Annotated in this window: 22 protein-coding genes; 9 read left to right on the top strand and 13 right to left on the bottom strand. The window is 72.6% G+C overall.

Translation table 11 applies throughout. The features are described from left to right. Nucleotides 1-71 precede the first annotated feature (71 nt). Entirely contained in the window at nucleotides 72-440 is a 369-nt protein-coding gene (locus ABEA10_RS06715; protein WP_345458762.1) for a DUF2795 domain-containing protein, read from the top strand. A gap of 358 nt (nucleotides 441-798) precedes the next feature. Then, nucleotides 799-1,347, top strand: a complete 549-nt coding sequence (locus ABEA10_RS06710) for a YceI family protein (RefSeq protein WP_345458760.1) — start codon at nucleotides 799-801, stop codon at nucleotides 1,345-1,347. Nucleotides 1,348-1,397: 50 nt separating this feature from the next. Here the strand turns inward: ABEA10_RS06710 and ABEA10_RS06705 are convergent, their stop codons facing one another. Next, nucleotides 1,398-3,005, bottom strand: a complete 1,608-nt coding sequence (locus tag ABEA10_RS06705) for an ABC-F family ATP-binding cassette domain-containing protein (RefSeq protein ID WP_345458758.1) — start codon at nucleotides 3,003-3,005, stop codon at nucleotides 1,398-1,400. Nucleotides 3,006-3,241: 236 nt separating this feature from the next. Here ABEA10_RS06705 and ABEA10_RS06700 point away from each other — a divergent pair, with 236 nt between their 5' ends. Continuing rightward, complete coding sequence (locus ABEA10_RS06700) at nucleotides 3,242-3,700, top strand: DUF4232 domain-containing protein (RefSeq protein ID WP_345458756.1); 459 nt, start codon at nucleotides 3,242-3,244, stop codon at nucleotides 3,698-3,700. Between the two features lie 55 nt (nucleotides 3,701-3,755). Here ABEA10_RS06700 and ABEA10_RS06695 read toward each other — a convergent pair whose 3' ends face one another. Then, complete coding sequence (locus tag ABEA10_RS06695) at nucleotides 3,756-4,892, bottom strand: hypothetical protein (protein ID WP_345458754.1); 1,137 nt, start codon at nucleotides 4,890-4,892, stop codon at nucleotides 3,756-3,758. Next, nucleotides 4,889-5,620, bottom strand: a complete 732-nt coding sequence (lepB, locus tag ABEA10_RS06690) for a signal peptidase I (RefSeq protein WP_345458750.1) — start codon at nucleotides 5,618-5,620, stop codon at nucleotides 4,889-4,891. The genes ABEA10_RS06695 and lepB overlap by 4 nt, the downstream gene beginning before the upstream one ends. A 101-nt stretch (nucleotides 5,621-5,721) precedes the next feature. On the opposite strand from lepB, the gene proS reads away from it, so the two are divergent. Beyond that, on the top strand, nucleotides 5,722-7,158 hold the full coding sequence (proS, locus tag ABEA10_RS06685; RefSeq protein WP_329243311.1) for a proline--tRNA ligase: 1,437 nt from the start codon (nucleotides 5,722-5,724) through the stop codon (nucleotides 7,156-7,158). Between the two features lie 103 nt (nucleotides 7,159-7,261). Here proS and ABEA10_RS06680 read toward each other — a convergent pair whose 3' ends face one another. The 5 genes from ABEA10_RS06680 to ABEA10_RS06660 all read right to left on the bottom strand — a co-directional run bounded on the left by ABEA10_RS06680 (nucleotide 7,262) and on the right by ABEA10_RS06660 (nucleotide 13,339). Further along, complete coding sequence (locus ABEA10_RS06680; RefSeq protein WP_345458747.1) at nucleotides 7,262-8,494, bottom strand: glycosyltransferase; 1,233 nt, start codon at nucleotides 8,492-8,494, stop codon at nucleotides 7,262-7,264. A gap of 408 nt (nucleotides 8,495-8,902) precedes the next feature. Next, on the bottom strand, nucleotides 8,903-10,699 hold the full coding sequence (locus tag ABEA10_RS06675; protein WP_345458745.1) for a SpoIIE family protein phosphatase: 1,797 nt from the start codon (nucleotides 10,697-10,699) through the stop codon (nucleotides 8,903-8,905). Between the two features lie 170 nt (nucleotides 10,700-10,869). After that, nucleotides 10,870-11,598, bottom strand: a complete 729-nt coding sequence (locus tag ABEA10_RS06670) for an ANTAR domain-containing protein (RefSeq protein WP_345458743.1) — start codon at nucleotides 11,596-11,598, stop codon at nucleotides 10,870-10,872. A 166-nt stretch (nucleotides 11,599-11,764) separates the two neighbouring features. After that, on the bottom strand, nucleotides 11,765-12,337 hold the full coding sequence (locus ABEA10_RS06665; protein WP_345458741.1) for a CBS domain-containing protein: 573 nt from the start codon (nucleotides 12,335-12,337) through the stop codon (nucleotides 11,765-11,767). Between the two features lie 102 nt (nucleotides 12,338-12,439). Further along, nucleotides 12,440-13,339: an SSI family serine proteinase inhibitor gene (locus tag ABEA10_RS06660; protein ID WP_345458739.1), complete on the bottom strand. Its 900-nt coding sequence runs from the start codon at nucleotides 13,337-13,339 to the stop codon at nucleotides 12,440-12,442. Nucleotides 13,340-14,069: 730 nt separating this feature from the next. Here ABEA10_RS06660 and ABEA10_RS06655 point away from each other — a divergent pair. The 3 genes from ABEA10_RS06655 to ABEA10_RS06645 are packed head-to-tail and all read left to right on the top strand — an operon-like array spanning nucleotide 14,070 to nucleotide 16,807. Then, on the top strand, nucleotides 14,070-15,458 hold the full coding sequence (locus tag ABEA10_RS06655; protein ID WP_345458737.1) for a nucleotide-binding protein: 1,389 nt from the start codon (nucleotides 14,070-14,072) through the stop codon (nucleotides 15,456-15,458). Nucleotides 15,459-15,482: 24 nt separating this feature from the next. Continuing rightward, complete coding sequence (locus ABEA10_RS06650) at nucleotides 15,483-15,851, top strand: hypothetical protein (RefSeq protein ID WP_345458735.1); 369 nt, start codon at nucleotides 15,483-15,485, stop codon at nucleotides 15,849-15,851. Further along, on the top strand, nucleotides 15,848-16,807 hold the full coding sequence (locus ABEA10_RS06645) for a DUF6177 family protein (RefSeq protein WP_345458733.1): 960 nt from the start codon (nucleotides 15,848-15,850) through the stop codon (nucleotides 16,805-16,807). The genes ABEA10_RS06650 and ABEA10_RS06645 overlap by 4 nt, the downstream gene beginning before the upstream one ends. Nucleotides 16,808-16,820: 13 nt before the next feature. Here ABEA10_RS06645 and ABEA10_RS06640 read toward each other — a convergent pair whose 3' ends face one another. Together ABEA10_RS06640 and ABEA10_RS06635 are read right to left on the bottom strand one after the other, a co-directional pair. Then, nucleotides 16,821-17,408 (bottom strand): sigma-70 family RNA polymerase sigma factor, encoded by a 588-nt coding sequence (locus ABEA10_RS06640; protein WP_345458731.1) that lies wholly within the window; start codon nucleotides 17,406-17,408, stop codon nucleotides 16,821-16,823. 461 nt (nucleotides 17,409-17,869) lie between these two features. Further along, on the bottom strand, nucleotides 17,870-18,520 hold the full coding sequence (locus tag ABEA10_RS06635) for a TetR/AcrR family transcriptional regulator (RefSeq protein WP_345458729.1): 651 nt from the start codon (nucleotides 18,518-18,520) through the stop codon (nucleotides 17,870-17,872). 265 nt (nucleotides 18,521-18,785) lie between these two features. Between ABEA10_RS06635 and ABEA10_RS06630 the strand changes: the two genes are divergently transcribed. Then, complete coding sequence (locus ABEA10_RS06630; protein WP_345458727.1) at nucleotides 18,786-21,197, top strand: ATP-binding SpoIIE family protein phosphatase; 2,412 nt, start codon at nucleotides 18,786-18,788, stop codon at nucleotides 21,195-21,197. A gap of 62 nt (nucleotides 21,198-21,259) precedes the next feature. Here ABEA10_RS06630 and ABEA10_RS06625 read toward each other — a convergent pair whose 3' ends face one another. Both ABEA10_RS06625 and ABEA10_RS06620 read right to left on the bottom strand, forming a co-directional pair. Further along, on the bottom strand, nucleotides 21,260-22,000 hold the full coding sequence (locus ABEA10_RS06625; RefSeq protein WP_345458725.1) for an SDR family NAD(P)-dependent oxidoreductase: 741 nt from the start codon (nucleotides 21,998-22,000) through the stop codon (nucleotides 21,260-21,262). A gap of 66 nt (nucleotides 22,001-22,066) precedes the next feature. After that, nucleotides 22,067-23,020 (bottom strand): quinone oxidoreductase family protein, encoded by a 954-nt coding sequence (locus ABEA10_RS06620; protein ID WP_345458723.1) that lies wholly within the window; start codon nucleotides 23,018-23,020, stop codon nucleotides 22,067-22,069. Nucleotides 23,021-23,091: 71 nt separating this feature from the next. On the opposite strand from ABEA10_RS06620, the gene ABEA10_RS06615 reads away from it, so the two are divergent. Then, a complete protein-coding gene (locus ABEA10_RS06615) occupies nucleotides 23,092-23,550 on the top strand; it encodes a MarR family winged helix-turn-helix transcriptional regulator (protein WP_345458721.1) in 459 nt (152 codons plus the stop codon). A gap of 8 nt (nucleotides 23,551-23,558) precedes the next feature. Here ABEA10_RS06615 and ABEA10_RS06610 read toward each other — a convergent pair whose 3' ends face one another. Continuing rightward, nucleotides 23,559-24,215: a lysophospholipid acyltransferase family protein gene (locus tag ABEA10_RS06610; RefSeq protein WP_345458719.1), complete on the bottom strand. Its 657-nt coding sequence runs from the start codon at nucleotides 24,213-24,215 to the stop codon at nucleotides 23,559-23,561. Nucleotides 24,216-24,222 lie beyond the last annotated feature (7 nt).

The following is a 24,222-nucleotide window of genomic DNA, read 5'->3' as shown; positions in this document are numbered from 1 at the left end:
CCCCGAAGGAGGTCGGTCCGGAACGCCAGCGCGTGGGGGCGCCTGAGAGGGCTACGCGAAAGGTGAGGTCTATGCACCGCGAGAGCGACAAGCAGGGTCCGGTCCGCGACGACTACCTGCACAAGGAGACCGAGAGCCTGAGCAGGAACGGCGCCGGCCACGCCCGGGAGGGCCGGCCGGGAGGCGGTGACGCCTCGCCCGAGCGCCACCGGACGCCACCGCGCGGCATGTCACCCGCCGACGTCGCGCGTCGCGCCGCGCTGACCCGGAACCTGCCACCGACCGTGTTCCCCGCCGACCGGGCACGGCTGCTGACCCACCTGCGGTCCCGCCGCGCCCCCGACTCGGTCGTCGACGCCGTCTCCGGGCTGCCGGAGGGCCAGGAGTTCCACACGCTGGGCGAGATCGTCCGCGCCATCGGGCTGCTCGCCGAGCACTGAGGGCCGTAGACCCGTACCGACGCGAGGCGCGGGCCCTCCCGGCCGGCCTTGGTCCGCCCGCGCCTCCCCGTGAGCCCACTGCTCGAAGGTCGTCGTCTCGATGCCCGGCGCGTGGGCCATCTCCCGGCGGGCCGGTGCCGGGTCGGGAAGACCTCGGTCAGCAGGGCCCGAGACCGGAAATGGGGCGGAACCCCGTTTCAGTACCGACGAGACGGCCACTGTCCCTGCGTCGCGCGGTCGAGATCCTCAATTCCGTACGGTCGACGCCGACCGAGGTGCAGAGCGACCCGGAGCAGGCCTGGGGAATCCGCGACCAGGCCTTCAGCGCGGCCGTCGCCCAGGTCGTAATGTGGTGCTTATGGCGCTGACCAGCGGCACGTACGCACTGGGTCCCGCATCGGGGACGCTCCGGCTGCGCACGGGCCGGAGTGGGCTCGGCCGCCGGGCGGGGCACGATCTGACGATCGAGGCCGCACGCTGGTCCGGGGAGGCGGTCATCGACCTCGACGATCCGTCCGCCTCCGTGGTGACCGCCGAGATCGATCCCGCCTCGTTCGAGGTCGTCGAGGGCGGCGGCGGTGTCGTGCCGCTCACCGCGGCCGACCGGATCGAGATCGTCAAGACCGTCCGCGAGAAGGTCCTGAAGACGCGTGCCCACCCGGTGATCCGGTTCCGGTCCACCGGCGTGGCGGGCACGCCCGCGGCGTTCACCGTCGAGGGCGAGCTGACGATCATGGATGTCACCCGGCCCGTCACCGTGCACGGCCGGATCTCCGGCGAGCGGCTGACCGCCGAGGCGTCCGTCGTCCAGTCGCGCTGGGGGATCAAGCCCTACTCCGCGCTGTTCGGCCAGCTCAGGGTGGCGGACGAGGTCAAGATCGAGCTGGATCTGGCCCCGGTCGGCTGACATCCGGGCCGCCGGCCGGCGAGGAATGATCCGCGGGCGCGGGCGGTCGGTCAGCGCGGGCGGTCGACGCGGGTCTCGTCCCACACCGGCTCGGCCGTCTCGTACACGGTGCCGTCGCCGCCGAACACCAGAAACCGGTCGAACGACCGCGCGAACCACCGGTCGTGCGTGACCGCCACCACCGTGCCCTCGTAGGCCTCCAGCCCCTGCTGCAGGGCCTCGGCGCTGGCCAGGTCGAGGTTGTCGGTCGGCTCGTCGAGCAGCAGCAGTGTGCAGCCGCTCATCTCCAGCAGCAGGATCTGCAACCGTGCCTGCTGCCCGCCCGACAGCGTCTCGAACGGCTGGTCGCCGCAGAAGTTCAGCTCGTAGCGGGACAGCGCGGACATCGCCTCGTTGCGCAGCCGGGCGTGCTCGGTCATCAGGATCTCCGCCGGCGTGCGGCCCCGCAGGTCCGGCCGGGCATGGGTCTGGGCGAACAACCCCGGCACGACGCGCGCCCCCAGCCGGCCCACGCCCGTGTGCGCCACGTCGCCGCCGGCCAGCAGTCGCAGGTAGTGGCTCTTTCCCGAGCCGTTCGAGCCGAGTACCGCGACGCGCTCGCCGTACCAGATCTCGGCGTCGAACGGCCGCATCAGGCCGGTCAGCTCCAGTCCCTCGCAGATCACGGCGCGTTTGCCGGTACGGCCACCGCGCAGGCGCATCTTGAGGTTCTGGTCGCGCGGCGGGATCTCCGGGGGCCCCGCCTCCTCGAACCGGCGCAGCCGCGTCTGCGCCGCGTGGTAGCGGGAGGCCATGTCGGCGTTGCTGGCGGCCTTCTGCTTGTACATCAGGACCAGGGCCTTGAGCTTGGCGTGCTCCTCGTCCCAGCGCCGCCGCAGCTCCTCGAGCCGTTCGTTGCGCGCGCGCCGCGCCTCGGCGTACGTGGCGAAGCCGGAGCCGTGCGTCCAGACGGTCGCGGACTCGACCGTGACGATCTGCCGTGCGGCGCGCGCGAGCAGCTCGCGGTCGTGCGAGACGAGCAGCACCGTCTTGCGCGTCTCCCGCAGCCGCTCCTCCAGCCACAGCTTGCCCGGGACGTCGAGGTAGTTGTCGGGCTCGTCGAGCAGCAGCACCTCGTCCGTGCCGCGGAACAGCGCCTCCAGCACGAGGCGCTTCTGCTCGCCGCCCGACAGGGTCTTCACGTCGCGGTAGCGGGTGCGGTCGTAGGGCGCGCCGAGGGCGGCGACGCAGCAGGAGTCCCAGAGCACCTCGGCGTCGTACCCGCCGGCGTCGCCCCAGTCGGTGAGGGCCTTGGCGTAGCGCAGCTGGGTGGGTTCGTCGTCGCGCTCCATCATGGCCAGCTCGGCCCGCTCCAGCGCCGCCGCCGCGTCGCGTACACGCGGCGGCGCGGTGGACACGAGCAGGTCGTGCACGGTCGACTCGTCGCGGATGTTGCCGATGAACTGCCGCATCACACCGAGGCCGCCGCTGCGCACGACCGAGCCGCTCTGCGCCTCCAGGTCGCCCGCCACCAGGCGGAGCAGGGTCGTCTTGCCGGCGCCGTTGGGCCCGACCAGCGCCGCCACCGACCCGTCGCCGACCCGGAACGAGACGTCGGAGAGCAGGACCCGCCCGTCGGGCAGGGCGTGGTCGAGATGCGCGACTTCGATGTGGCCCACACCGGCCAAGTCTGGGCCATCGCCAGGAGGCGCCCAAGCGATTTTTCGCGCCGGCCGGCCGGAGGACGTCGCATTCTCCAGATGTCGGGAGAAGTCAACTTTCTCCGGCCCCTCGACGTCCTATTCCTTAGCCGGCTGATTCCAGCCGGGCGTCGACATCGGGGGCGCTCGGCATTCCTCCCCGCGCGAAGGAATGAGGCACAGCAGTGACAAGCGCGAAATCGACTCTCGCTCTCATGGCCGCAGGGGTCGCGGCCACGTGCGTGGCCGGCGCGGCCACCACCACCCACGCCGCCGCCGACGTGGCACCCCCTTGCAAGATCACCGACTTCACCACGTCGCTGGGCCCTGTGCAGGCGGGCGCCGGACAGCGTTACTCCACGCTCGACTTCACCGCCTACGGCGGGAGGACGTGCGTCCTCAGCGACGATCTGACCAACTTCCAGTTCCTGGGCGCGCAGGGCAGGCCCCTGCCGACGGACGCCGTCGCCCCGGGTTCGAGTACGGCCATCACGATCGCTCCAGGAGTGGTGGGCCATCTCGACCTGCACTGGACGGTCGTGGGCGGGACGCCCTTCGTGCCCGTGTCACTGATCTTCACCATGCCGGCGGACGACGGCACCAACGCCGCGCCCTGGACCGGCGGTCCGGTGAACGGCGCGGGTCGGATCGACGTCGGGCCCCTGCACGCCTGACAGCTCCTGTACGCCGTGGCGGGCCACGCCCGCCACGGCCGGTGCGGCGGCGCGGTCAGGAACCGGCGCGTCCGGCCGGCGGGTCGAGGAGGGCGCAGGCGCCGACGGCGCAGACGAAGAACGCCCCGGCCACCTCCAGCAGCCGGAGTTCGGTGTGTCCGGTGGGAGCCAGGAGCGCGACGGCGGCGCCGCAGATCCCGGCGGCCACGGTGGCGCCCATCCGCACCACCCAGCCCAGCAGCGACACGCCGCCCCGCGTGAGCGCCTCCCGGACGCCGTACCAGGCCGCCGCCCCGACGATGACCAGGCCGGCCGCCGCCGAGACGTGGCCGGACCCGGCGATCAGGCCGTACCGCACCGGCAGCGCGGGCACGAAGAACAGCACCAGAAACCACCCGAACGACCGCGCCACCGAGTCGACGCACGGGCCGGCGGCGCGTCCGGGGCCGAGACGGGCCGCCGCACGCGCCGCGGCGAGCACTCCCAGCGCGGCCAGGGCCACCGGCAGCCGCCTCCCGACATCGCCGAGGTCGTACAGCAGCGCCGTGTCGTACACCACCAGGACGAGCAGGCCGAACGCCATCGCGCTGACGGCGAACACCAGCAGCCCCGCCACGCCGGGCTCCGGCCTCTCCGCTCCGGGGGACAGACGCGTGATCAGCAGCGGCACGACGAGCGCCGCCGCGATGCGGATCACGATGTCGTCCACGGTGTACGGGTTGCGCAGCGACCACTCGATCAGGCAGAACGTCGCGGTGTACGCGGCGGACACCGGCCAGGCGAGCCGCAGCGCCGCCCGGTACACCGGCGCCGAGAACCACCGGCAGACCGTCAGATAGGCGAGCAGGACGAACGGCAGCTCTAAGAACGCCTGGACGCGGAGCACGCTCGGCGCGAGCACGCCGGGGTGGGGGAAGTGCCGTGCCACCGCGTCGATCACCGGGCCGTGGGCCAGGGCGAACCAGCCGGACGGCAGGTACCGGGCGACGAACGACGAATCGCCGTGCCGGACCCGGATGACGTAGACGGTGAACAGCACCTGGTTCAGGTAGATCAGCGCGGTCACGCCCCCGAGCCAGGCCGCGGGATGCCCGAGCCGCCCGCCGCCGCCCGTCCGGCCCGGACGGGACAGGCACAGGGCCGCCGCGACCGCCGCGACCGTGATCGCGGCCAGCGCCCACGCGGTCGTCACGTCCGGGTCGACAGGAGGCTGTTCCAGCGCGAGGGCGGCCAGATGATCACGAAGGCCCGGCCGATCACGTTGCCCACCGGGACCGTGCCGCTGTGGCCGTCGTCGAGGTGGAAGCGGGAGTCCGCCGAGTCCGAGCGGTGGTCGCCCATGACCCAGAGCCGCCCGGGCGGGACCTTGATCGGCCCGAACCGCCGGTGGTCGTCCTGGTAGACGTACGGCTCGTCCAGCGGCTTCCCGTCGACGATCACCCGGCCCTGCGCGTCACAGCACTGTACGGTCTGCCCGCCCACGGCGATCACCCGCTTGACCAGGTCTTTCTCGTTCGGCTGCGGCACGCCGAACGCCGCGCCGACCCAGTTGATCGCGCGGCGGACCGGGTTCGTCGGCTTGGCGACGCGTGTCTCCGGCTCCCAGGCGGGCGGAGCGCGGAAGACCACGATGTCGCCGGGCTGCGGGTCGCCCACGCGATAGCTGATCTTCTCCACGAGGATCCGGTCGCCGGTGCAGCCGGGACAGCCGTGCAGGGTGCGCTCCATCGACTCGGAGGGGATGAAGAACGCCTGCACCAGGAACGTCTTGATCAGCAGCGCCAGCACGAGTGCGACGCCGATGAGGATGGGCAGTTCGCGAAGGAAGGACCGGTTGCGCTTCCGGGGTTCCTTCTCCGCTGAGGACTCGGCATCGTTCTCCGCCGAGGACTCGGCCTCGGGCGTGGGCTCGTCTGGCACGCTCTGTACGCTAGACCGCCCGGCCGTGTGAAGGGCATAAGGGGGCCTCACCCGAGGCGCGTCGTCCACATGCGGTGCCCGGGCCCGGTACGCTCGGCAGCGTGAGTCGGGAAGGTGTCACTCCTCAGTCTGAAGACTTCTCCGCCTGGTACAACGAACTCGTCATCCAGGCCGAGCTCGTCGACCGCGGCCCCGTGCGCGGCACCATGGTCATCCGGCCGTACGGCTACCGGATGTGGGAGCTGCTGCAGGCCGACCTCGACGGGCGCATCAAAGAGGCCGGGCACGGCAATGCCTGCTTCCCGATGTTCATTCCGGAGTCCTACTTCAAACGCGAGGCCGAGCACGTCGAGGGCTTCTCGCCCGAGCTGGCCGTCGTGACCGTCGCCGGCGGCAAGGAGCTGGAGGAGCCGCTGGTCGTGCGGCCCACCTCCGAGACCGTCATCGGCGAGTACATGGCCAAGTGGATCGAGTCGCACCGCGATCTGCCGCTGCTGCTCAACCAGTGGGCCAACGTCGTGCGGTGGGAGCTGCGTCCGCGCATGTTCCTGCGCACGACCGAGTTCCTCTGGCAGGAGGGCCACACCGCGCACGCCGACGAAGAGGACGCGATGCGCGAGACCATGTGGGCCCTCGGCGCGTACGCCGGCCTGGCGCGGGAGCTGGCGGCGATCCCGGTGGTCGAGGGTGAGAAGACCCCGAGCGAGCGGTTCGCCGGCGCGGTCCGCACCTACACGATCGAGGGCATGATGCGCGACGGCCGGGCGCTGCAGTCCGGCACGTCCCACTACCTCGGCACCAACTTCGCCAAGGTCTTCGACATCACCTACCAGGACGAGGACGGCAAGCTCGTCCACGCCCACACCACGTCCTGGGGCCTGTCGACCCGCATGCTCGGCGGCGTGATCATGACGCACGGCGACGACAAGGGCCTCGTGCTGCCGCCGAGGATCGCGCCGTACCAGGTGGTGATCGTGCCGATCGGACGCGACGACGCCGCCGAGCGCACCGCCGCGGCCGCCCGCGACCTGGCCGGTGAGCTCAAGCGGGCCGGGGTCCGGGTGCACGTCGACGACCGGCCGCAGCTGCGTCCGGGCTACAAGTTCAACGAGTGGGAGCTGCGCGGCGTCCCGGTGCGGCTCGAGATCGGCCCGCGCGACCTCGACGGCGGGGTGGTGACGCTGGCCCGCCGCCTCGGCGACCAGGGCAAGGAGCAGATCCCGCTCGACCGCGCCGCCGAGCTGATGCCCGGCATCCTGGACGACTTCCAGGCCTTCCTCTACACCCGCGCGGAGCGGTTCCGCGACGAGCACACCGCCGACGTCGAGAGCTGGGACGCCTTCCCGGAGCAGGTCTCCCAGGGCTGGGCGCGCGTGTTCCACTGCGGCCGCACCGACTGCGAGGACGCCATCAAGGCCGACACGGCGGCGACGCCGCGCGTCATCCCGACCGACGCGCCCGAGGAGCACGGCGTCTGCTTCCGCTGCGGCGAGCCGTCCGCGTACGGCAAGCGGATCCTGTACGGCCGCTCCTACTGAGAGACCGCCCGGGCCCCTGCCCTGTCAGGGTGCCGGGCTGAGAGCCCGCATACGCACCGGCCCTCCCGCGGGCGAGCGGGAGGGCCGGTGCGCGTACGGGGCGTCAGCTGGCGATGGCCAGCTCCAGGTTCTCCTCCTCGTGCGTGTCCTGCTCGGGCTCGGAGGCCGGGATCGTGGACTCATAGACCTTGAGGGTCTCGTTCGCGATCCGCTCCCAGGAGTAGCGGGCCCGGACCCGGTCGGCGCCGCCGATCCCCAGGGCGGTCAGGTGCGTGCGCTCGGCGAGCAGGCCGCGGATCCGCTTGGCCAGCTCGGCCGGGCGGCCCGGCCGGGCGTAGACGCCGGTCACGTCGTCGATCACCGTGTCGAGGTGGCCGCCGACGGCCGTGACGACCACGGGCGTGCCGCACGCCATCGACTCGACCGGCACCCGGCCGAAGGACTGGTACGTGGGCAGGCTGACCGTCAGGTCCGCCGACCGCAGCAGGCCGGGAACGTCGGCGGGGTCGACCCGCCCGAGGAAGGTGACCCGGTCGTCGACGCCGGCCTCCTTCGCCGCGATCCGCAGCCGGTGGACGCCGGGGTCGCCGTCGAGCTCGTCGGGTGCCGGCCCGCCGGCCACGACCAGCTCGGCGCCGGGGATGCGGGCCAGCGCCTTGATGACGGTGGTCACGCCGTCCTCGGCGAACCGCCGCGACAGCATGACGATGCGGGGCTTCTCGCCGCGGGGGAGAAGGGCGCGGCCCTGCGGCGTGAACCGCTCGCTGTCCACCCCGGAGGGCACGCAGGAAATGTGCTTGCGGGTGACGCCGAGCCGGGTGAGCTCGGTGCACTCGGTCTCGGTGGTCGCGATCAGCGCGTCGGCGCCGCGGCCGATGGCCCGCTCCACGCGAAGGCGGGCCGGGGAGACCTCGCCGGCGGCCCGTCCGCGGAGGGAGGCCGGGCCGTGGAAGCTCTGGACGATCGGAATGTCGAGGCCCTCGGCGGCGGACATCGCGACGAGGCCGCTCAGCCAGTGGTGTGCGTGAATGACGTCGGGCCGGTTCGCGACCAGGCGCTTGGCGAGCTTGTCGGCGAATTCACGGATATGGGGGAGGACCTCCTGCTCGGGCATCGGCAGGGCGTTCCCGGCGGAGATGAACTCCACGTTCACGTGCGGCGCGAGGCGGACCCGGTCACCGGAACCGAGGCCGTCGCGGCGCGTGTAGATGGTGACCCGATGTCCCTGGCGGCCCAGCTCGCGGGCCAACTCGGCGACGTGGACGCGAACGCCTTCGTGGGACGAGGCTTCCGTGGCGACGGGGTTGGTGTGAACGGAGACCATGACTATGTTCATCGGGCTGACTCCTGAATATCCCTGAGGTGGGGGTTCGTCTGCGCGGCCGCCCGAGACGGGCCCCGCCCGGCCGGCTGGGGCAGGGCGTCGGGACGGCAGAGGGGGAGATATGAGCGCCGCGTCACGGGGCAGAAGGAGAACGTGAGCGTGCGCCCCGCCGCCGGACGTACGTCCGCGTCGGCGGTGGAGGAGGAGAAGGCGTGCGTCAGCCTCGCGCCGGCGGAAAGGCCGGGAACGAAAAGGCTGGAAGTACGCATGCACACCCTCCGGAAGTCGAGGGCGGATATGCCGCCCTCCCGTGGTGTGCCTGCGTCTTAGGCACGGTTACCTGATTCTCCCTTTACCTGCCGGGCACCGGTCTAAACCCGAACACGCGGATCTTGTCGAAAAAAGATCAACGGGCGGCGGTCAGCCGGTCACCCGGAACGCGAGCATCGACACGTCATCGCGCAGGTCACCGCCGGAGAAGTCGAGCAGGGCGGTCTCGACGGCCAGTACGAGGTCGGCGAGCGGCTGGTCGCCGTGAGCGGCGAGGATCTCGATGAGGCGCTCGTGCCCGAACCGGGTCTGTGACGGGTCGGCGACCTCGGGCACGCCGTCGGAGTAGAGGAACAGCGTGTCGCCGGGCTCCAGGTCGAGCTGCTCGACGCCGACCCCGAAGTCGTCCTCGAACAGGCCCAGCGGAAGGCCGCCGCCACTCGTCGTACGGATGACGCCGTCACGGCGGACCAGGATCGCCGGCGGGTGCCCGGCACTGGCCACCGTCATCGCCATGCCCCCGTCGCGCGGCTCGAGGTAGGCCATCACGGCGGTGACGAAGCGCTCGTCGTCGATGAGCGCGTCGTTCATCATCGACAGGACCTCGGCCGGCTTGGGGTTCCAGCGGGCGAGCAGCCGGATGCCGTTCTTGGCGGTGGCCGTCACCGCCGCGGCGTCCTCGCCCTTGCCGCACACGTCGCCGAGGACCATGCCCCAGCCCGAGCCGGTGGGGAACACTTCATAGAAGTCGCCGCCGAAGCCGGTGTCGCGAGTCGCCGGATGGTGGCGGCCCGCCACCTCCGCGCCCGGGACGGCCGGCAGCTCGCGGGGCAGCAGGCCGGCGCGCAGCCGTTCGGCGGCCACCGCCCGGCGGCGGTAGCGCCGCCCCGCCCGGATGACCAGGGCGAGGTTGCGGGCGAGCCGCTCGACCAGGCCGAGGTCCATCAGGTCGAACGGGCCCTGCTCGCCGGAGACGGCGAGCGTGAGGGTGCCGTGGCACCGCTCGCCGTCGTCCAGCGGCACGCAGATCAGCGAAGACGCCTCGATCAGCCCGCACACCGGAGGCCCGGCCGGGCTCGTGCCGAGGACGCCCAGATCGTCGAGGTGGGCCTGGAGCACGGACCGGCCCGAAACGTGGACGGTGGCCGGCAGCGTGTCCGGGGCCGGGTCGAGGTCCTCCAGCGTCCGGGCGACTTCGGTGCTGCGCTCGTCGTCCGGGCCGATCACCACCTGCCGCAGGAGCCGCTCGTCGCGTTCGAGGTCGATGAGGACCCAGTCGGCCAGCTCGGCGGCCAGCAGCCGCGCACAGCGGCGCACGGCGACGGACTCGGTGAAGGAGTCGTCGTCCAGAAGCATGCCGGTGGCCGTGGCCAGGACGTCCATGCGGTGGACGACCGTGGCCACGGCGTCGTGGGTCGCGGTGGCCTGCTGCGGCAGGTCCTGCGCGGCCGGCTCGCGCGTCGAGGGGCTGGTGGCCGCGACCACCAGCGGGTCCGGCTCGCCGCTCACCCAGATGCGGGCGAACGTCACATCGACCTCGACCGGGCCGTGACCCGACAGGAGCCGCACCCGTGAGCGCCGCCGCCGGCCCGAGTGGAACACCCCGGCGATGTGCGAGCCGACCGTCGCCCGCGTCGCCAGGTCGCAGAACGTCGGGAACGGCTTGCCGGTGAGGTAACCGGCCGAGGAACCGAGGAGCGCTCCGGCCTGGCGGTTGACGCGGCGCACGGTGCCGTCGCGTTCGAGCAGGAAGAGGGGCACCGGCGCGTCCTGGAAGACGGTGCGCAGCAGCCGCCGCTCGCCGTCGGCCACCTCGTTCTTCGCCTGGATGGAGCTCTGGTCGGCCACCGCCGTCCGCAGCGCCGTCATCGCGCGGTCGAGGTCGGTCAGGGCGGCGTCCAGCAGCGCGCCCCGGTCGGCGTCCGGCAGCAACGCCGCGCTGCGCAACTCCCCGGCCCGGCCCTCCAGGGCGGCGATCTCGGAGCGGAGTGCCTCAGGGCGAAGGGACTCGGGCTGTCGCTGTTCGGGAATGCTTCCCTCCGGTGGATAGGAGTATCACTCTAGCTCCGCCGTCGAAAGCGGGCGAATGTCCGGCTAACGGTGTTTCCGGGTCCCGGCTAACGGCGTTCCCGGGCCTCGGTGCGATGGCCCGAGACGATGCGCTGGGCGATCGCGGTGAGCTTGACGTGCCGGGTCTGGGAGATGCGCTTGAGTTCGGCGAACGCGGTGTCCGCGTCGCAGCCCATCGCGTGCATCAGTACGCCCTTGGCCTGGTCGACGATCGAGCGTGCCTCGACCGCCTGGCGCAGCTGGGTCGCGGTGCGGTGCGCGTCCTCGTACAGGCGGGTGTTCGACACCGCGGCTCCGCCCTGGGCGGCCAGCAGGGCGCCCAGGCTGAGCTCGCGCCGGTCGAGCGCCCCGGGCACCACGCCGTACATCGTGAGGGTGACGATCACGGGGCCGGTGCGGTAGACGGTGACGGCGAAGCACCGGACGCCGCGCTGGAGCGCGAGCGGCGTGTAGTCCGGCCAGCGGGTCTCGGCGAGTGTGTCGGCGCAGAAGACCGGCGTCTCGCTGCGCGCCGCGTCGTGAATGGGACCGGTCCGGCGCGCGCACTGGATCTCGCTGAGGTACGCCAGGTGGGGGTGGGTGCCGGCCTGGTCGAGCGGCTCGGACGCGTCACCCGTGCTCCAGCGTACGGCGGTGGCGCCGGCACATCCGTGGACGGCGCGGGTGGCGAGCTCGGTGACGCGCCGCAGCGCCACGGTCGCGGACGCCTCGTGTACGAGCCCGAGGCGGGCCACCTGGGTCGCCAGCTCGCTACTGATCTGCGGTTCGAACGTCACGGGTTCACGGTAACCCGCTGTGCGGGGCCGGGAGCCGTTCACCCGCGCCGGGAGTACGGACGGCCGGTGAGGGCGTGTCCAGCGGGACCGGTGGGTCGACCGCCGTCAGCGGGCGAGCGCGGAGGATGTGGTCCGGCCGGTGCGATGGTCTCGGCCGGGGACCTCGTCAGGCGAGGTCTTCCGTCTCGATCGGAGATCCGTCTCGGTCGGGGGGCTTGTTCCGGTTGGAAGTCTCGTTTCGGCCGGGAGTCTCGTTTCGGTCGGGGGGCTTGTCCCGGTCGGAGGTCTCGTTTCGGTCGGGGGGCTTGTCCCGGTCGGAGGTCTCGTTCCGGTCGGAGGCCTCGTCTCGGTCGGGGGTCAGGTCCCCGACCGAGACGACGCCCACCGGCCGGCCGTCCTCGACGACGGGCAGCCGCCGGACGGCGCGATCGCGCATGATGCGCAGCGCGACCTCGGTGGCCTCATCCGGGCCGACCGTCACGATGCCCGCGCTGCAGACGTCGGCGAGGCGTGTGCCGGACAGGTCTCGTCCCTCGGCCACCGCGCGCACGACGATGTCGCGATCGGTCAGCAGGCCGCACAGCAGGCCGTCATGGGTGACGAGGACATCGCCGACGTCCTCGTCGCGCATCAGGCGTGCCGCCTCGGTAAGCGGAGCGTCCAGGGGAAGGGAGACGGGTCTCGGCGTCATGACCTCATGCACCCGGCAGTGCACCGGCCGGTGAACCTTCGACGCCATGACCGACTCCCTTCGTCCGTCAAGCGCCCGCTTACCCAGGCGTGCGGCTCTTATTCGAACCTTTCATCGAGCCCGGCTGAGAGGCCGCCCGGAGCCTCTCTCCTAGAAGTCGAAGACCGAACCCGTCTTGTCGCGCATCACGCAGCTGTTCGGGAATTTCTTGGTGTAGCGAACGGCCTGGCCATGCCACTGGCCCTGCGCGGTGACCGTCACCGGCGAGTAGATCATGAAGCACGCCTGCGGCTTGGTGTTGGCGGGCATCTGCGCCAGGTTGCCGCCGGCTCGGGCGACGTCGGCGCAGGCCTGGGCGGCCTTCGGGTGCGTGCCACCGGTCGGGTAGCACTGCAGCGTGACGGTGCGCGCGGGCGCGTTGCCGGCGCTGGTGTGCAGCACCAGGCGCGAGCCCTGCGTCGCCGGGCTGCTGCTGAAGAACGCGACCGGCATCTGCTGCGGAACGCGCGCCCGGCCGGGCCTGCGGCCCGACGTCTTGTTGGTGCTCCGGTTGTTGGTGTTCCGGTCGGAGATCGGGCCCTGCGGACGGGTCGCGCCGCGACTCGTGCCGCGGGGCTGTGCCGGAGCGGCGCCGGTGGCGCCTTCGGGCCCCGAGCCCTGCTGCGGCGAGCCCTGCTGCGGTGAGCCCTGCTGCGGTGAGTTCGGCGCGGTGTTGGGCCGGCCGTTGCCCTGGTTGTTGCCCTGGTTGTTGCTCTGGCCGTTGCCCTGGCCGGCGGCCTGGCCGGCGGAGTGCTGCAGCTCGTCGGCCTCCTTGATCGCCTCGGCGGCCTCCGGCGGAAGCGCGGGGTCGTCGGCGTCGGCGAAGGAGCTGTCGGCGCCCGTGCCCGGCCGTGAGTCCGGCCTGCTGTGGCTGGAACGCGACGGCCGGCCGTGCGAGCCGGTGGCGCCGTGGGCGCGGCCGTGCTCCGGCGCGGCGTTCCGCGGACCGCTGTCGCCCTGCGAGCGGGACGGGCCGCCGCCGTCGTCCGCGTCGACCTTGACGTCGTTCACCGGCCGGTCGCGCGTCTCTCCTTCGGAGACGGGCCGGCCGTGCGAAGTGCGCCCGTGACCGTGAGTGCGGACCTTGGAATGGCCACTCGCCGTGGGCGGAGGCGCCGGCTTGGAATAGGCGTGGACCGCGCTTACCGGAAGCATGGCTGGAATGGCCGCGGCTATGGAAGTAGCCAATATTCGTCGCATGTCGGTTTTTCCCCCCGAAAAAGACCGCCTGTTTCGGCGGCTCCTCAGTCGCATACTGTAGCGCATCGATCTCGCACGGTAATCATGATGGGGTGCCGTTTGTGGAGGCCAGAGGGGACTTACGCCGATAGGATCGGGAGCAATCCGTGTTGTCAGCCTGCTGCGCGCCGAGGGGAAGACGTTGTCCGAGCCTGACTGGCAGGCCACCGTGCTTGCCGAGCTCGGTATGCCACTGTCCGGCCTGGTAACTCCCGATTCCGGCACGTCGTCCGCACCCACGGACGGCCACTCGGTGCCGCCCCCGGAAAGCCCGCGCGAACCATCCGCTCAGCCCCCGCCACCGGCGCGGCACGCGCCGGACCGGGAAAGCGGTCCGAACGACGACCGGCCGGCCCCCACACCCTCCGCGACGCGGTGGGACGAGCCGAGACCACAGCACGAGCCGAGACCACAGCCGGAGCCCCCGCCCGCTCAGCCCCCGCCGAACCGCGAGAGCGCGGCTCCCCGTGCGAGTGACGACCGGCCGCCCGCCGGTCCCCCCATGACGCTGTGGGACGAACCGCGACCGCAGGTGGAGCCCGCGCCGGATCCGGCCGCGGCCGAGCCGCCATCCGCGCAGGTGCCCGCCACGCCCCCGAGCGCGTTCCCGGGCGGCGAGCAGAACACCGCCCGGCCGCCCGCGCCCGGGCCCGGCGATGACGCGTCCGCCGCGCAGCGGGCCACCTGGAGTCCGCCCACGTGGGAGCAGCCGCCCGCGCCGCCGGAGAACCCGCGCGACGAGGCGGCGGCGAGCGGCTGGCCCGACCAGGCACGCGAACAGCAGGAGGACGCCGGCCCCAACCCGGCGTCGGCGTGGGAGCTGGCGTCCCAGACCCACTGGGGCCTGGTCGCCAAGACGCCGTGGGGCACCGAGCCGCCGCCGGAGGACGCGGCGCAGCAGCAGCCGCCTCAGGCGTGGGAACACTCCGGTGCCGAGGCCTGGCAGCGCGACCCCGGGCCGCCGGCGGGCTCGGCACCGCCGCAGCCCGCCCCCGGCCGGCCGGCGCCGCAGGACCTCGTACGCCGGTCGGTCCACGGCGATCCGCTGATGCGGCGCATGTCCCGCGGGGTGCGCCGGGCGATGGGGACCGCCGCCGCCGGTGAGATCCGCAGGACCGCGGATGTGGAGAGGGTTCTGAACCGTCCGGTGCCCTCCTGCCGGCACATCGTGGTGACGAGCATCCGCGGCGGCGCGGGCAAGACCACCATCGCGGGCCTCACCGGCACGGCGCTCGCGCAGTACCGCCAGGATCGCGTGCTCGCCGTCGACGCCGACTCCGGCCTCGGCTCACTGCCGCTGCGCCTCGGCGTGCGTGCCGAGCGGTCACTGCACGACCTGGCCGAAGCCCGGCCGCGGGGCTTCGAGGAGATGGCGTCCTTCCTCGGGCGTACGGCCGAGGGGCTCTGGGTGCTGTCGGGAACCGCGGACGGGCAGATCACCCAGGCGCTCGACCTGCCCACCTTCAACACCGTCGCGAGCGAGATGAGCCGCTACTTCGCGGCCCTGGTGATCGACTGCGGCGCCGGCCTGCTGGCGGAACTGCAGCGCGGCATCCTCGCCGACGCGCACGCGCAGGTGATGGTGACGCCCGGCACGGTCGACGGGGCGCTCAGCGCGCGCGGTGCTCTCGAGTGGCAGGCCCGCAACGGCTACCAGCACCTGCTGAGCCGTACCGTGATCGCCTTCGTCACGCACACGCCGCACGTCGACGCCGACCTGACGCGGGCCGCGCAGCTCCTCAGCGGCGGCGGCATGCCGGTCGTGCACATGCCCTACGACCGTCACCTCGCGACCGGAACGGCGGTAGAGTCCGCCCGGATCGGACAGGAGACGAGAGCCGCGGCGATACGCGTCGCGGTCGAGGCCTTCGCCCGGGCCGTCGATGCCTGACCTCGACCAGAACAGAGGAGGTTCGTGGCTTTGACCAGCGATGTCGTCGCGTTGGTGCGTAACGAGCCCGACATCCCCACGGTCGTGGAGGGCATGATCGCCTTCGGCGAGGCGCTGCGGATGAGAGAGGCCGGTCCCGGTGCCCGCCATCTCTACGACTCCGAGGGACGGCTCCTGGTCTCGATCGAGGCGCCGGAGCTGGTGCGCGTACCCGGTGAGGTGGCACGCCTGCTCGGCCCGCAGATGGCGGACAGGGTGCGGCTGCCGGTCTGGTGGGTGGAGATACGGGCCGCGGCCGGGCTGCCGGAGGCCCGGCGCGTCGCGCGCAGGTTCGCCGACGATCTCGTGCACTGGCAGGGCGGCGCGGTCTGGCCCCCGGTGGAGTCCCGGTGACCCACCCCGCCGTCGACGCCCTGACCCCGAAGGCCATGGTGGTGTTGCAGGAGCGGCCGGTCGTGCCGTTCACCACCTGGCTCGCCGAGGGGCTGCGGCTGTGCAGCGAGACCGGCCGTGGCCTGCAGGTCGTCACATCACCCGAGTCGCGGATCACGATGCCGCTGCGGCTCGTGCTGACCGGGCCGAACAGCCGCTGGGTCGTCCGCGCCGACGGTGGCCACTACGACGGGCTCACGGGCGTGCCGCTGCTGTGGGACGGCGAGGCCTTCGTGGTCGACCCGCAGGCGCGGGCGTACGCGCCGAACTACACGACGCCTCCGGCCGGGCCGGTCGGCGCCCAGCTGACGCTGACCTTCCGCGTACGGCACCCGGAGGGCGGTGCGATCGGCGGGGCTGCGGAGCAGCTGTGCCGGTCGCTCACGGGGGAGGCGCCCGGCGGATGGGGCACCTCCGAGCCCGCGACGGCCGTGTGGCGGCTCGAGGACCTGGGCGAGATGTTCGGCTCACGTGTCTCGTCCGCGATCTGGCTGACCGTGGTGGGCGGGGGAGCCGGCCGGCCCGTGGTCGGCACGATGTTGCTCTCACAGGTGGGCGACGCGGCCGAGGAGGCGGTCACGCTGGTCATCGGCTACGCCGACCCGCGCGAGACGCCGGTCGGGTCGCTGTCGAGGGTCGTCGGCGCGCTGGCGGCGGAGTTTCCGCTGGTCTCGTGCTTCGTCCAGCTCAGCCCGGGGCTGACCGATCTCACCACCGGGCCGCGCTGGGTGGGGCCGGCGGCGCCGATCGGCCTGGCCGTGAGCGGCGTCGCGCCGGGGCCGCCCGGCGTGCCCGGGCAGCGGATCGGCGACACGCGGTCGCCGGCGATGTGGTACGCCCTCGGCGACGGAAGGCAACAGGAGGGCTGGCAGCGTTACGAGCAGCTCACCGGCTATCTCCGCGTCCAGTCCTCCTGAGAGACCACGGGGGTCACGCGGCGCGTACGATGCTCACGCGGGGGGCGTACGCCTGCAGCTGCTCGCGGAGCTGGCGGCGGCCCCGGTGCAGCCGCGACATCACCGTGCCGATGGGCGTGCCCATCATCGTGGCGATCTCCTTGTACGGGTAGCCCTCGATGTCGGCCAGGTAGACGGCCGTACGGAACTCGGGGGCGAGCGCGCGCAGCGCCTTGACCACGTCGGAGTCGGGCAGCCGGTCGAGCGCCTCGTGCTCGGCCGAGCGCAGGCCGGTCGAGGTGTGCGACTCGGCGCGGGCGAGCTGCCAGTCCTCGATCTCCTCGGTGCCGGCGCGCTGGGGTTCGCGCTGCTTCTTGCGGTAGGTGTTGATGAAGTTGTTGGTGAGGATGCGGTGCATCCAGGCCTTGAGGTTCGTGCCCTCTTCGAACTGGTGGAAGTTCACGTAGGCCTTGGCGAGGGTCTCCTGCACGAGGTCCTCGGCGTCAGTGGGGTTGCGCGTCATACGCACCGCGCTGGCGTACAGCGGGTCGATGAGCGGCCTGACGTCGCGCTCGTAGCGCTCGTCGTCCTGGCGGCCCGCTGCGGGTGCCGCTGTGGTCATACTCGCTCCGTAAGGGTGCTGAGCTGGGCGAGCCTTCGCCCTGCGGTTGTCAGGGACCGGAGCCGAGCCGGGTCGGGGGCACGGACGGAGGTACGGACTCCGGGCACAGAGCGGGACCCTGTGCGGCTGTCGGCTTCATCGCCCAAGGGAAACGGACATGGTCGCCGACCAGAGGCCCGAGGGAGCGGGCCGTGCTGGAGGGCGCCGGGGCGGTCTTACGCCCGATTCGCGGCGTTTGGCCGCGAGAAACGATTCTAACGCGGATACGCCACCCGTGAAAAGTGGTTTTGGTCACGGTCTGTGCTGGTCCGGAAGTTGCGACCTTCCGGCGCTTCCACCACAAATCGTACGTGACCTGGAACAACATGAAAAGACCGGGCGTGGAGATGGGGCACCTGTGGCGCCCGGCCGACCACTCCGGGTAGGCGGAACGGGCTCGCGCCGCGTGCTGACCGCCGCGCTCACCGCGGACGGGCGCGGCGGGCGTGGTGGCCCGCCATGACGGTGTGCGCGACGTCGCGGGCGTACTCCGCCGGGTCGGCGGGCAGCCCCGCGACCTCGGTGATGGTCTCGGGCGGCGTCAGCAGCCGTACGAAGGCGTACTGCCGGCACGCGCCGATCAGCAGGGCGGCGAGGTAGGGCGGCCGGGCCCAGGCGGCCAGCCGCCCCACGTCGCGTTCGGCCTCCAGGTAGGCGATCACCGCGGCGTGGCCGAGAACCGGAGCCGGGGCGGGCTCGCCGTGCGACGACGTCTGCGGGCCGCCGGCGCGCAACCACGCGCGCAGGTCGTGGTCGCCCAGCACCGGCCCGGTGATCGGCAACAGGTCGGTGAAGAAGACGATCTGGGCCTCGGCGAACTCCGCGAGGTTGTCCTCCACCGAGTTTCGGCCGACCCGCTGCGACAGGCGCGTGAGAGCGTCGCGGATGCCGCCGGCCACCTCGGTCATGGACGCCGCGACGAGCTCGGCCTTGTCGGCGAAGTGGTTGTAGATGCTGCCCTCGGCCACCCCGGCGACGCGAGCGATCTCCTTGGTCGTGGTCTGCGCGACCCCGCGTTCGCGCATGACGGAGACGGCCGCCGCCAGGATCCGGTCGCGCATCGAGCCGGGCATGCTTCCTCCACCTCGGGCTTCGCCGCGAACGCTACCAGGACGGCGCCTGAATGAGCGCACACTCAGCGGGCAGGGCGCGTGTGGTGCGGAACGGGTTCCGCGGTGCCAGAAAGGCCTGGCGGGACTCGCCTGGCCCGGTGGCCTGGCCGGTCTCATGACGTTGGCGCGAAAACCGAGGCGAATATGCCGCGCGGTCTGTAGCGTGCCACTCACAACGGGTGCAGGGGGCTGTGTGAAGCGCCCGTTCGGGGAGGTGTCCTTGCCGGTGAAACGTCGCTATGGCCTCGCTCGTCCCGCGGGCGCGGGCTCACCCCGCCTGCTGCACGAGCATCTCCTCGGGCTCGCCCCCATGGCCGTGGTCCTCCTCAACGACCTCGGCCACGTGACCCACTGGAACCACGCCGCGGTCGAGATCTTCGGGTTAGCCCAGGACGAGGCCGCCGGCCGCCCGCTGCGTACGCTCCTGCGGATGCCGCAGGAGCACGGTGACGCGTTCGAGCCCGGCGGCTCCCGTATCCGGCACGCCTGGACCGGCGCCTTCCTGGTGCCGGCCATGGACGACGGCACGCTCCGCGAGGTCGCGTGGTGGGTCTATCCGCTCAGCGGCCCCGACCGGGCGCGCGTCCTCGCGATCGCGGCCGACGCCAATCGGCTGCGCGACGGCGGGCCCGGCCTCGCGCTGGGCGACGTCCTCGTCAAGGCGCCCTCTCCGACCCCGCTGACCAGCGAGAGCGGCGTACGCCTCCTCCGCGTCGAGCCGACTCTCCTGCCCCCGGGCGGCGCCGACCCGTCGATGCTCGGCCGGCGGCTGACCGAGATGCTGCCGGCCATGCCGCCCGGAGCCGCCGAGTCGATCGTCCGCCAGGTCCTCACCCGCGGCTATCCCGCGGTCAACGTCAGTGTCACCGCGCGGCTGCCGTTCGCGGCCTACTTCGGCACCCCGCCCTCGCCCGAGCAGCGCATCACCAAGGTCGGCGAGCCGCGGCGCCCGGCGGTGCCCGCGCGGGCGCTCGACCGGTCGGCGGCCCAGGACCGGCTCGACTTCCTCAATGACGCGGGTTCCCGGATCGTCGACACGCTCGACCCGGTGCAGACCGCGGCGGCGCTGTGCACCGCGCTGGTGCCGCGATTCGCCGACTTCGCCGACGTCCAGCTCCTCGAGTCGATCGTCTCCGACCAGGAGCTGCCCCCGCTGACCCCCGACGAGTCGCCCACGGCCGTACGCGTGGCGGTGAGCCACGACGACGCGTACGGGCGCTGGGACGACCTGGTGCCGCGCGGGGAGAAGCTCCGGCTGCCGGCCGCCACGCCGTTCACCCAGAGCCTGCTGACCGGGCACAGCGTCAGCGTGCCGAAGGTCAGCGAGCGGTTCGCGCGCCGGATGTCGGCCCGTTTCGCCGACCGCGACTTCCGGCCACTGCTGCAGGGACGGGCGCTCCTCGTCTCCCCGCTCATCGCCCGCGGCACCGCGCTGGGCAACCTCACGCTGCTGCGGCGGCCCGACCGGCCCGCGTTCGACCAGTTCGACGTGACGATGGTCGAGGAGCTCTGCCGCCGCGCGGCGGTCTGCGTGGACAACGGGCGGCTCTACCGGCGCGAGAGCCGGGCGGCGAGAGAGCTGCAGAAGACCATGCTGCCCGACACCCCGCCCGTCGTCGCCGGGGCGCAGATCTGCTACCGCTACGTCCCGGCGAACGAGACCGTGCGCGTCGGTGGCGACTGGTTCGACGCGATCCCGCTCCCGGGCGGCCGGCTGGCGCTCGTGGTGGGCGACGTCATGGGCCACGGCATGACCTCGGCGGCGATCATGGGCCAGTTCCGCACCGCCGTACGCACCCTGGCCGCGCAGGATCTGCCGCCGGGCCGGCTGCTGCGCCAGCTCGACGACCTCGCCTGCCGGCTCGGCGACGAGTACATCGCGACCTGCATCTACGTCGTCTACGACCCGGTGGCGCGGCGCTGCGAGGTGGCCAACGCCGGGCACCTGCCCCCGGTGCTGGTCTCGCCGTTCGGCGACAGCGAGCTGCTCGACGTGCCCTCCGGCGCGCCGATCGGCGTCGGCGGCGTCGCGTTCGAGACCGCGGAGTTCGAGGTGGAGGACGACAGCCAGTTCGTGCTCTGCACCGACGGCCTGGTCGAACGCCGGGGCCAGGCCATCGACGTCGGGCTCGCCGCGCTGCGCGAATACCTCAGCGGCCCGCCGCAGCCCCTGGAGAGCGTGTGCCAGACGCTGATCGACGGCTTCGGCGCGGGCCGCCCGCGCGACGACGACATCGCGCTGCTCACCGTGCGGTTCAAGGGCATACCCAAGGACGACGTGATCTCCTGGACGTTCGACGCGCTCCCGGTCCGCGTGCGCCACTCGCGCGAGCTGGTCCGGGAGGCCCTGGCGACCTGGCGGCTGTCCCACCTGGCCGACACGGTCGAGCTCCTGGTGAGCGAGCTGGTCACCAACGCCGTACGCCACGGGGCGGGCGACATCGGGCTCCGCCTGATCCGTACGGACTCCCTGCTGTGCGAGGTCCGCGACGACGGGTACGAACTCCCGACGCTGCGGCGCGCCGACGTGACCGCGGAGAACGGCCGCGGCCTGCAACTGGTCACCGCCCTCGCCGAACGCTGGGGCACCCAGCGCACCTCGACCGGCAAGGTCGTCTGGTTCGAGCAGCCGCTGTGACGTTCTGAGGGCGCCGGGCGGCGCGCGTCCACTGCGGACACGCACCGCCATCGACATGGGCGTCAGACGGTGAAGCCGCCGTCGACGTTGATCGCGGCTCCGGTGATGTACCGGCCGCCGTCACCGGCGAGGTGGGCGACGGTGGCCGCGATGTCGCGCGGTTCGGCGAAGTGGTCCAGGGCGGTGAAGCTCCGGATCGTGTCGGCGTTCGGGCCGTCCGCGGGGTTGGCGTCGGTGTCGGTCGGACCGGGATGGACCAGGTTGGCGGTGATGCCGCGGGGGCCCAGGTCGCGGGCCAGCCCCTTGGTCATGCCGATGAGCGCGGTCTTGCTCAGCGCGTAGAGCGTGAACCCGGGGAACACCGCCCGTTCGGCCATGTTGCTGCCGATGCTGATGATCCGGCCGCCCGCGGTCATGTGGCGCGCCGCCGCCTGCGAGGCCACGAAGGGCGCCCGGACGTTGACCGCGAGCGTACGGTCGAGTTCGGCCGGACCGAGGTCGTCGAGCGGCCCGACGAGGAAGACCCCCGCGTTGTTGACCAGGATGTCGAGCCGGCCGAACGTCGCGACGGTCGTGTCCACGGCCGCGGTGACCGCGGCGACGTCCGCGCTGTCGGCCTGGATCGCCAGCCCCCGGCGGCCGGCGCCCTTGACCTGGTCGACCACCGCGTCCGCGCGCTCGGTCTCGCGCTCATATGTCAGGGCGACGTCGGCCCCGCCCTCGGCCAGCCGTACGGCCACGGCCGCGCCGATGCCCCGGCTACCCCCGGTGACCAGGGCCACCTTGCCTTCGATGTCGTTCATGACGTCGAGAATGGCCGCCCGCCGACGTGCGCGCTGGCCGGAATGCGACCTGACGCTCGATCACGGCTACGGAACGAACACGGTGCGCCGGTCGCTGCCGGCCTTCGGCCAGACCGCCTCCACGTCCGCCAGCGGCGCCGGTACGACGTCGAGCGTGATCTCGCCCGCGCGGACCCGCCGGAGCACCTCCGCGTAGCCGGTCGCGGCGTCGGCGATGGACGTCGGCCCGCCGACGCCGCTGCCGGCGAGTTGCACGGGCGCCCGGCGCAGCGCGAGGGCGGGCAGGGACGCGGTCTCGCCCGCGCTCATGCCGACGAGGATGTAGCGCGTCCGCTCGGCGGCCGGCCGGGTGCGGGGGAGCGCCGCGAAGACCGCTTCGGCCGGCGCGCCCCACAGGTAGTCGGCGACCAGGTCGTACGGGCCTTCGGCGGCGATCGCCGCGGCCAGTTCGTCGTGCGGGCGGTCGACCCTGATCGCGCTGTCCACGCCACGCGCCACGAGCTCGTCCAGGACGCGCTGGTCGCGTCCTGCCGCGACGACGCGTGCGCCGCGGCCCTTGGCCAGCTGCGCCGCGATCCGGCCGGACGCCCCGGTGGTGCCGAGCACGAGGACGGTCTGCCCGGCCCTCACGTCGCCCTCCACCACGACGGTCTTCCACGCGGCGCCGCCCGGGTTGAGCACGGCCGCCGCCATGACGTCGTCGGCGCCCTCGGGCACCGGCAGCCACATCCCGCACCGTACGAGAGTCCGCTCGGCCATCCCGCCGTACGGCGGCCGGAGGCCGAAGAACGCCACCCGCGTTCCGTCGGGCAGCCGGCCCACGCCGTCCAGCCCGACGACCGTGGGGAACACCGACGGGGCGTAGTGCACGCCCGCGGCCATCCATCGGTCGGACGGCTTCAGCGCCGCCGCGGTGACCGTCACGACCACCTCGTCCTCGCCGGCCACCGGTGCGGGAAAGGACTCACAGCGCGGCGTCCGGCCGATCCCGTGCAGCACGGCGGCGCGCATCGTCTCCATGGGCACTCCCCAACTCCGTTCACTGTGAACGGAATCGAACCGTAGCACCAAACCCGTGCATAATGAACGGGATGGGGGAGGCCGAGGACTATTACGACGTCTGGCTCGGCATGCTCGGGCGCGTCTCACGCCCGCGCTTCTTCGCGCTGATCCTCGACCGGGCCGGCGTCGACCTGGACCTGGACCTGGTCCGCTACCTCGTCCACATCGACCTGCGCGGGCCGATCGGGGTCGTGGAGCTGGCCGAGCTCGCCGAGCAGAACCACCCGAAGGCCAGCCGTTCACTGGCCCGGCTCGAACGACGAGGCCTGATCCGCCGTGACGAGGCCCCGCACGACCGGCGGATCAAGACCGCGACGGTCACCCCCGAGGGCCACCGCGTGGTCGAGGCGATCAACCAGGGCCGGCGACGCGTCCTCGACGAGGTCTTCGTCGGCTGGAGCGAGCGTGACCGTACCGAGCTGGCCCGCCTCACCCGCCGGTTCGCGGACGCGATGTTCGCCCTGGTCGACGCCCAGGACGACACCTGAGACGCGCCCTAGGCCGCGGAGACCTTGGAGCGCTCGTTGTAGGTGCCGGTGTACTCCTGGCCCGAGAGTTTCTGGATCTCCCGCATGATCTCGTCGACCAGGGCGCGGCGGCCGCGTGCGGGGGGCATGTCGGCGAAGGGCTTGAAGTCGATCGGCTTGCCGAACGTCACGCCCGGCCGGATGATGCGCGGCAGCCGGGCGCCGACCGGCATGATCCGCTGCGTGTCGCGTACGGCGACCGGGACGACGCTCACCTGGGCGTTCAACGCGAGCCAGCCCACGCCCGTGTGCCCCCGGTAGAGCCGGCCGTCCTCGGACCGGGTGCCTTCGGGGTAGATGGCGAAGGCGTTGCCCTCGTCGAGGGTCTTGAGCGCGATGTCGAGCGCGGCGACGGCCGCCCGCTGCTCCGTGCGCGGCACGGGGATGTGGCCCATCGAGCTGAGGAACGCGCCGAGGATGCTGCTCTCGAAGTACTCGGCCTTGGCCAGGAACGTGACGCGGCGGGGCATGACGAGGGGGATCAGCACGCTGTCCACGAACGACAGATGGTTGCTGGCGAAGATGATCGGACCGTCGGCCGGAACGTTCTCCAGGCCCGCGACCACCGGCCGGAACACAATCTTGAGAAGCCGCCGGACGACGGTGGACATGAACCAGTACAGCACCTGTGCC

Origin of the sequence: Actinoallomurus oryzae, assembly GCF_039541955.1 — a bacterium.
In the GTDB taxonomy this organism is placed as follows: domain Bacteria; phylum Actinomycetota; class Actinomycetes; order Streptosporangiales; family Streptosporangiaceae; genus Actinoallomurus; species Actinoallomurus oryzae.
The sequence above is the reverse complement of the archived record's forward strand: the minus strand, read 5'-3'. Positions and strand labels throughout refer to the sequence as shown.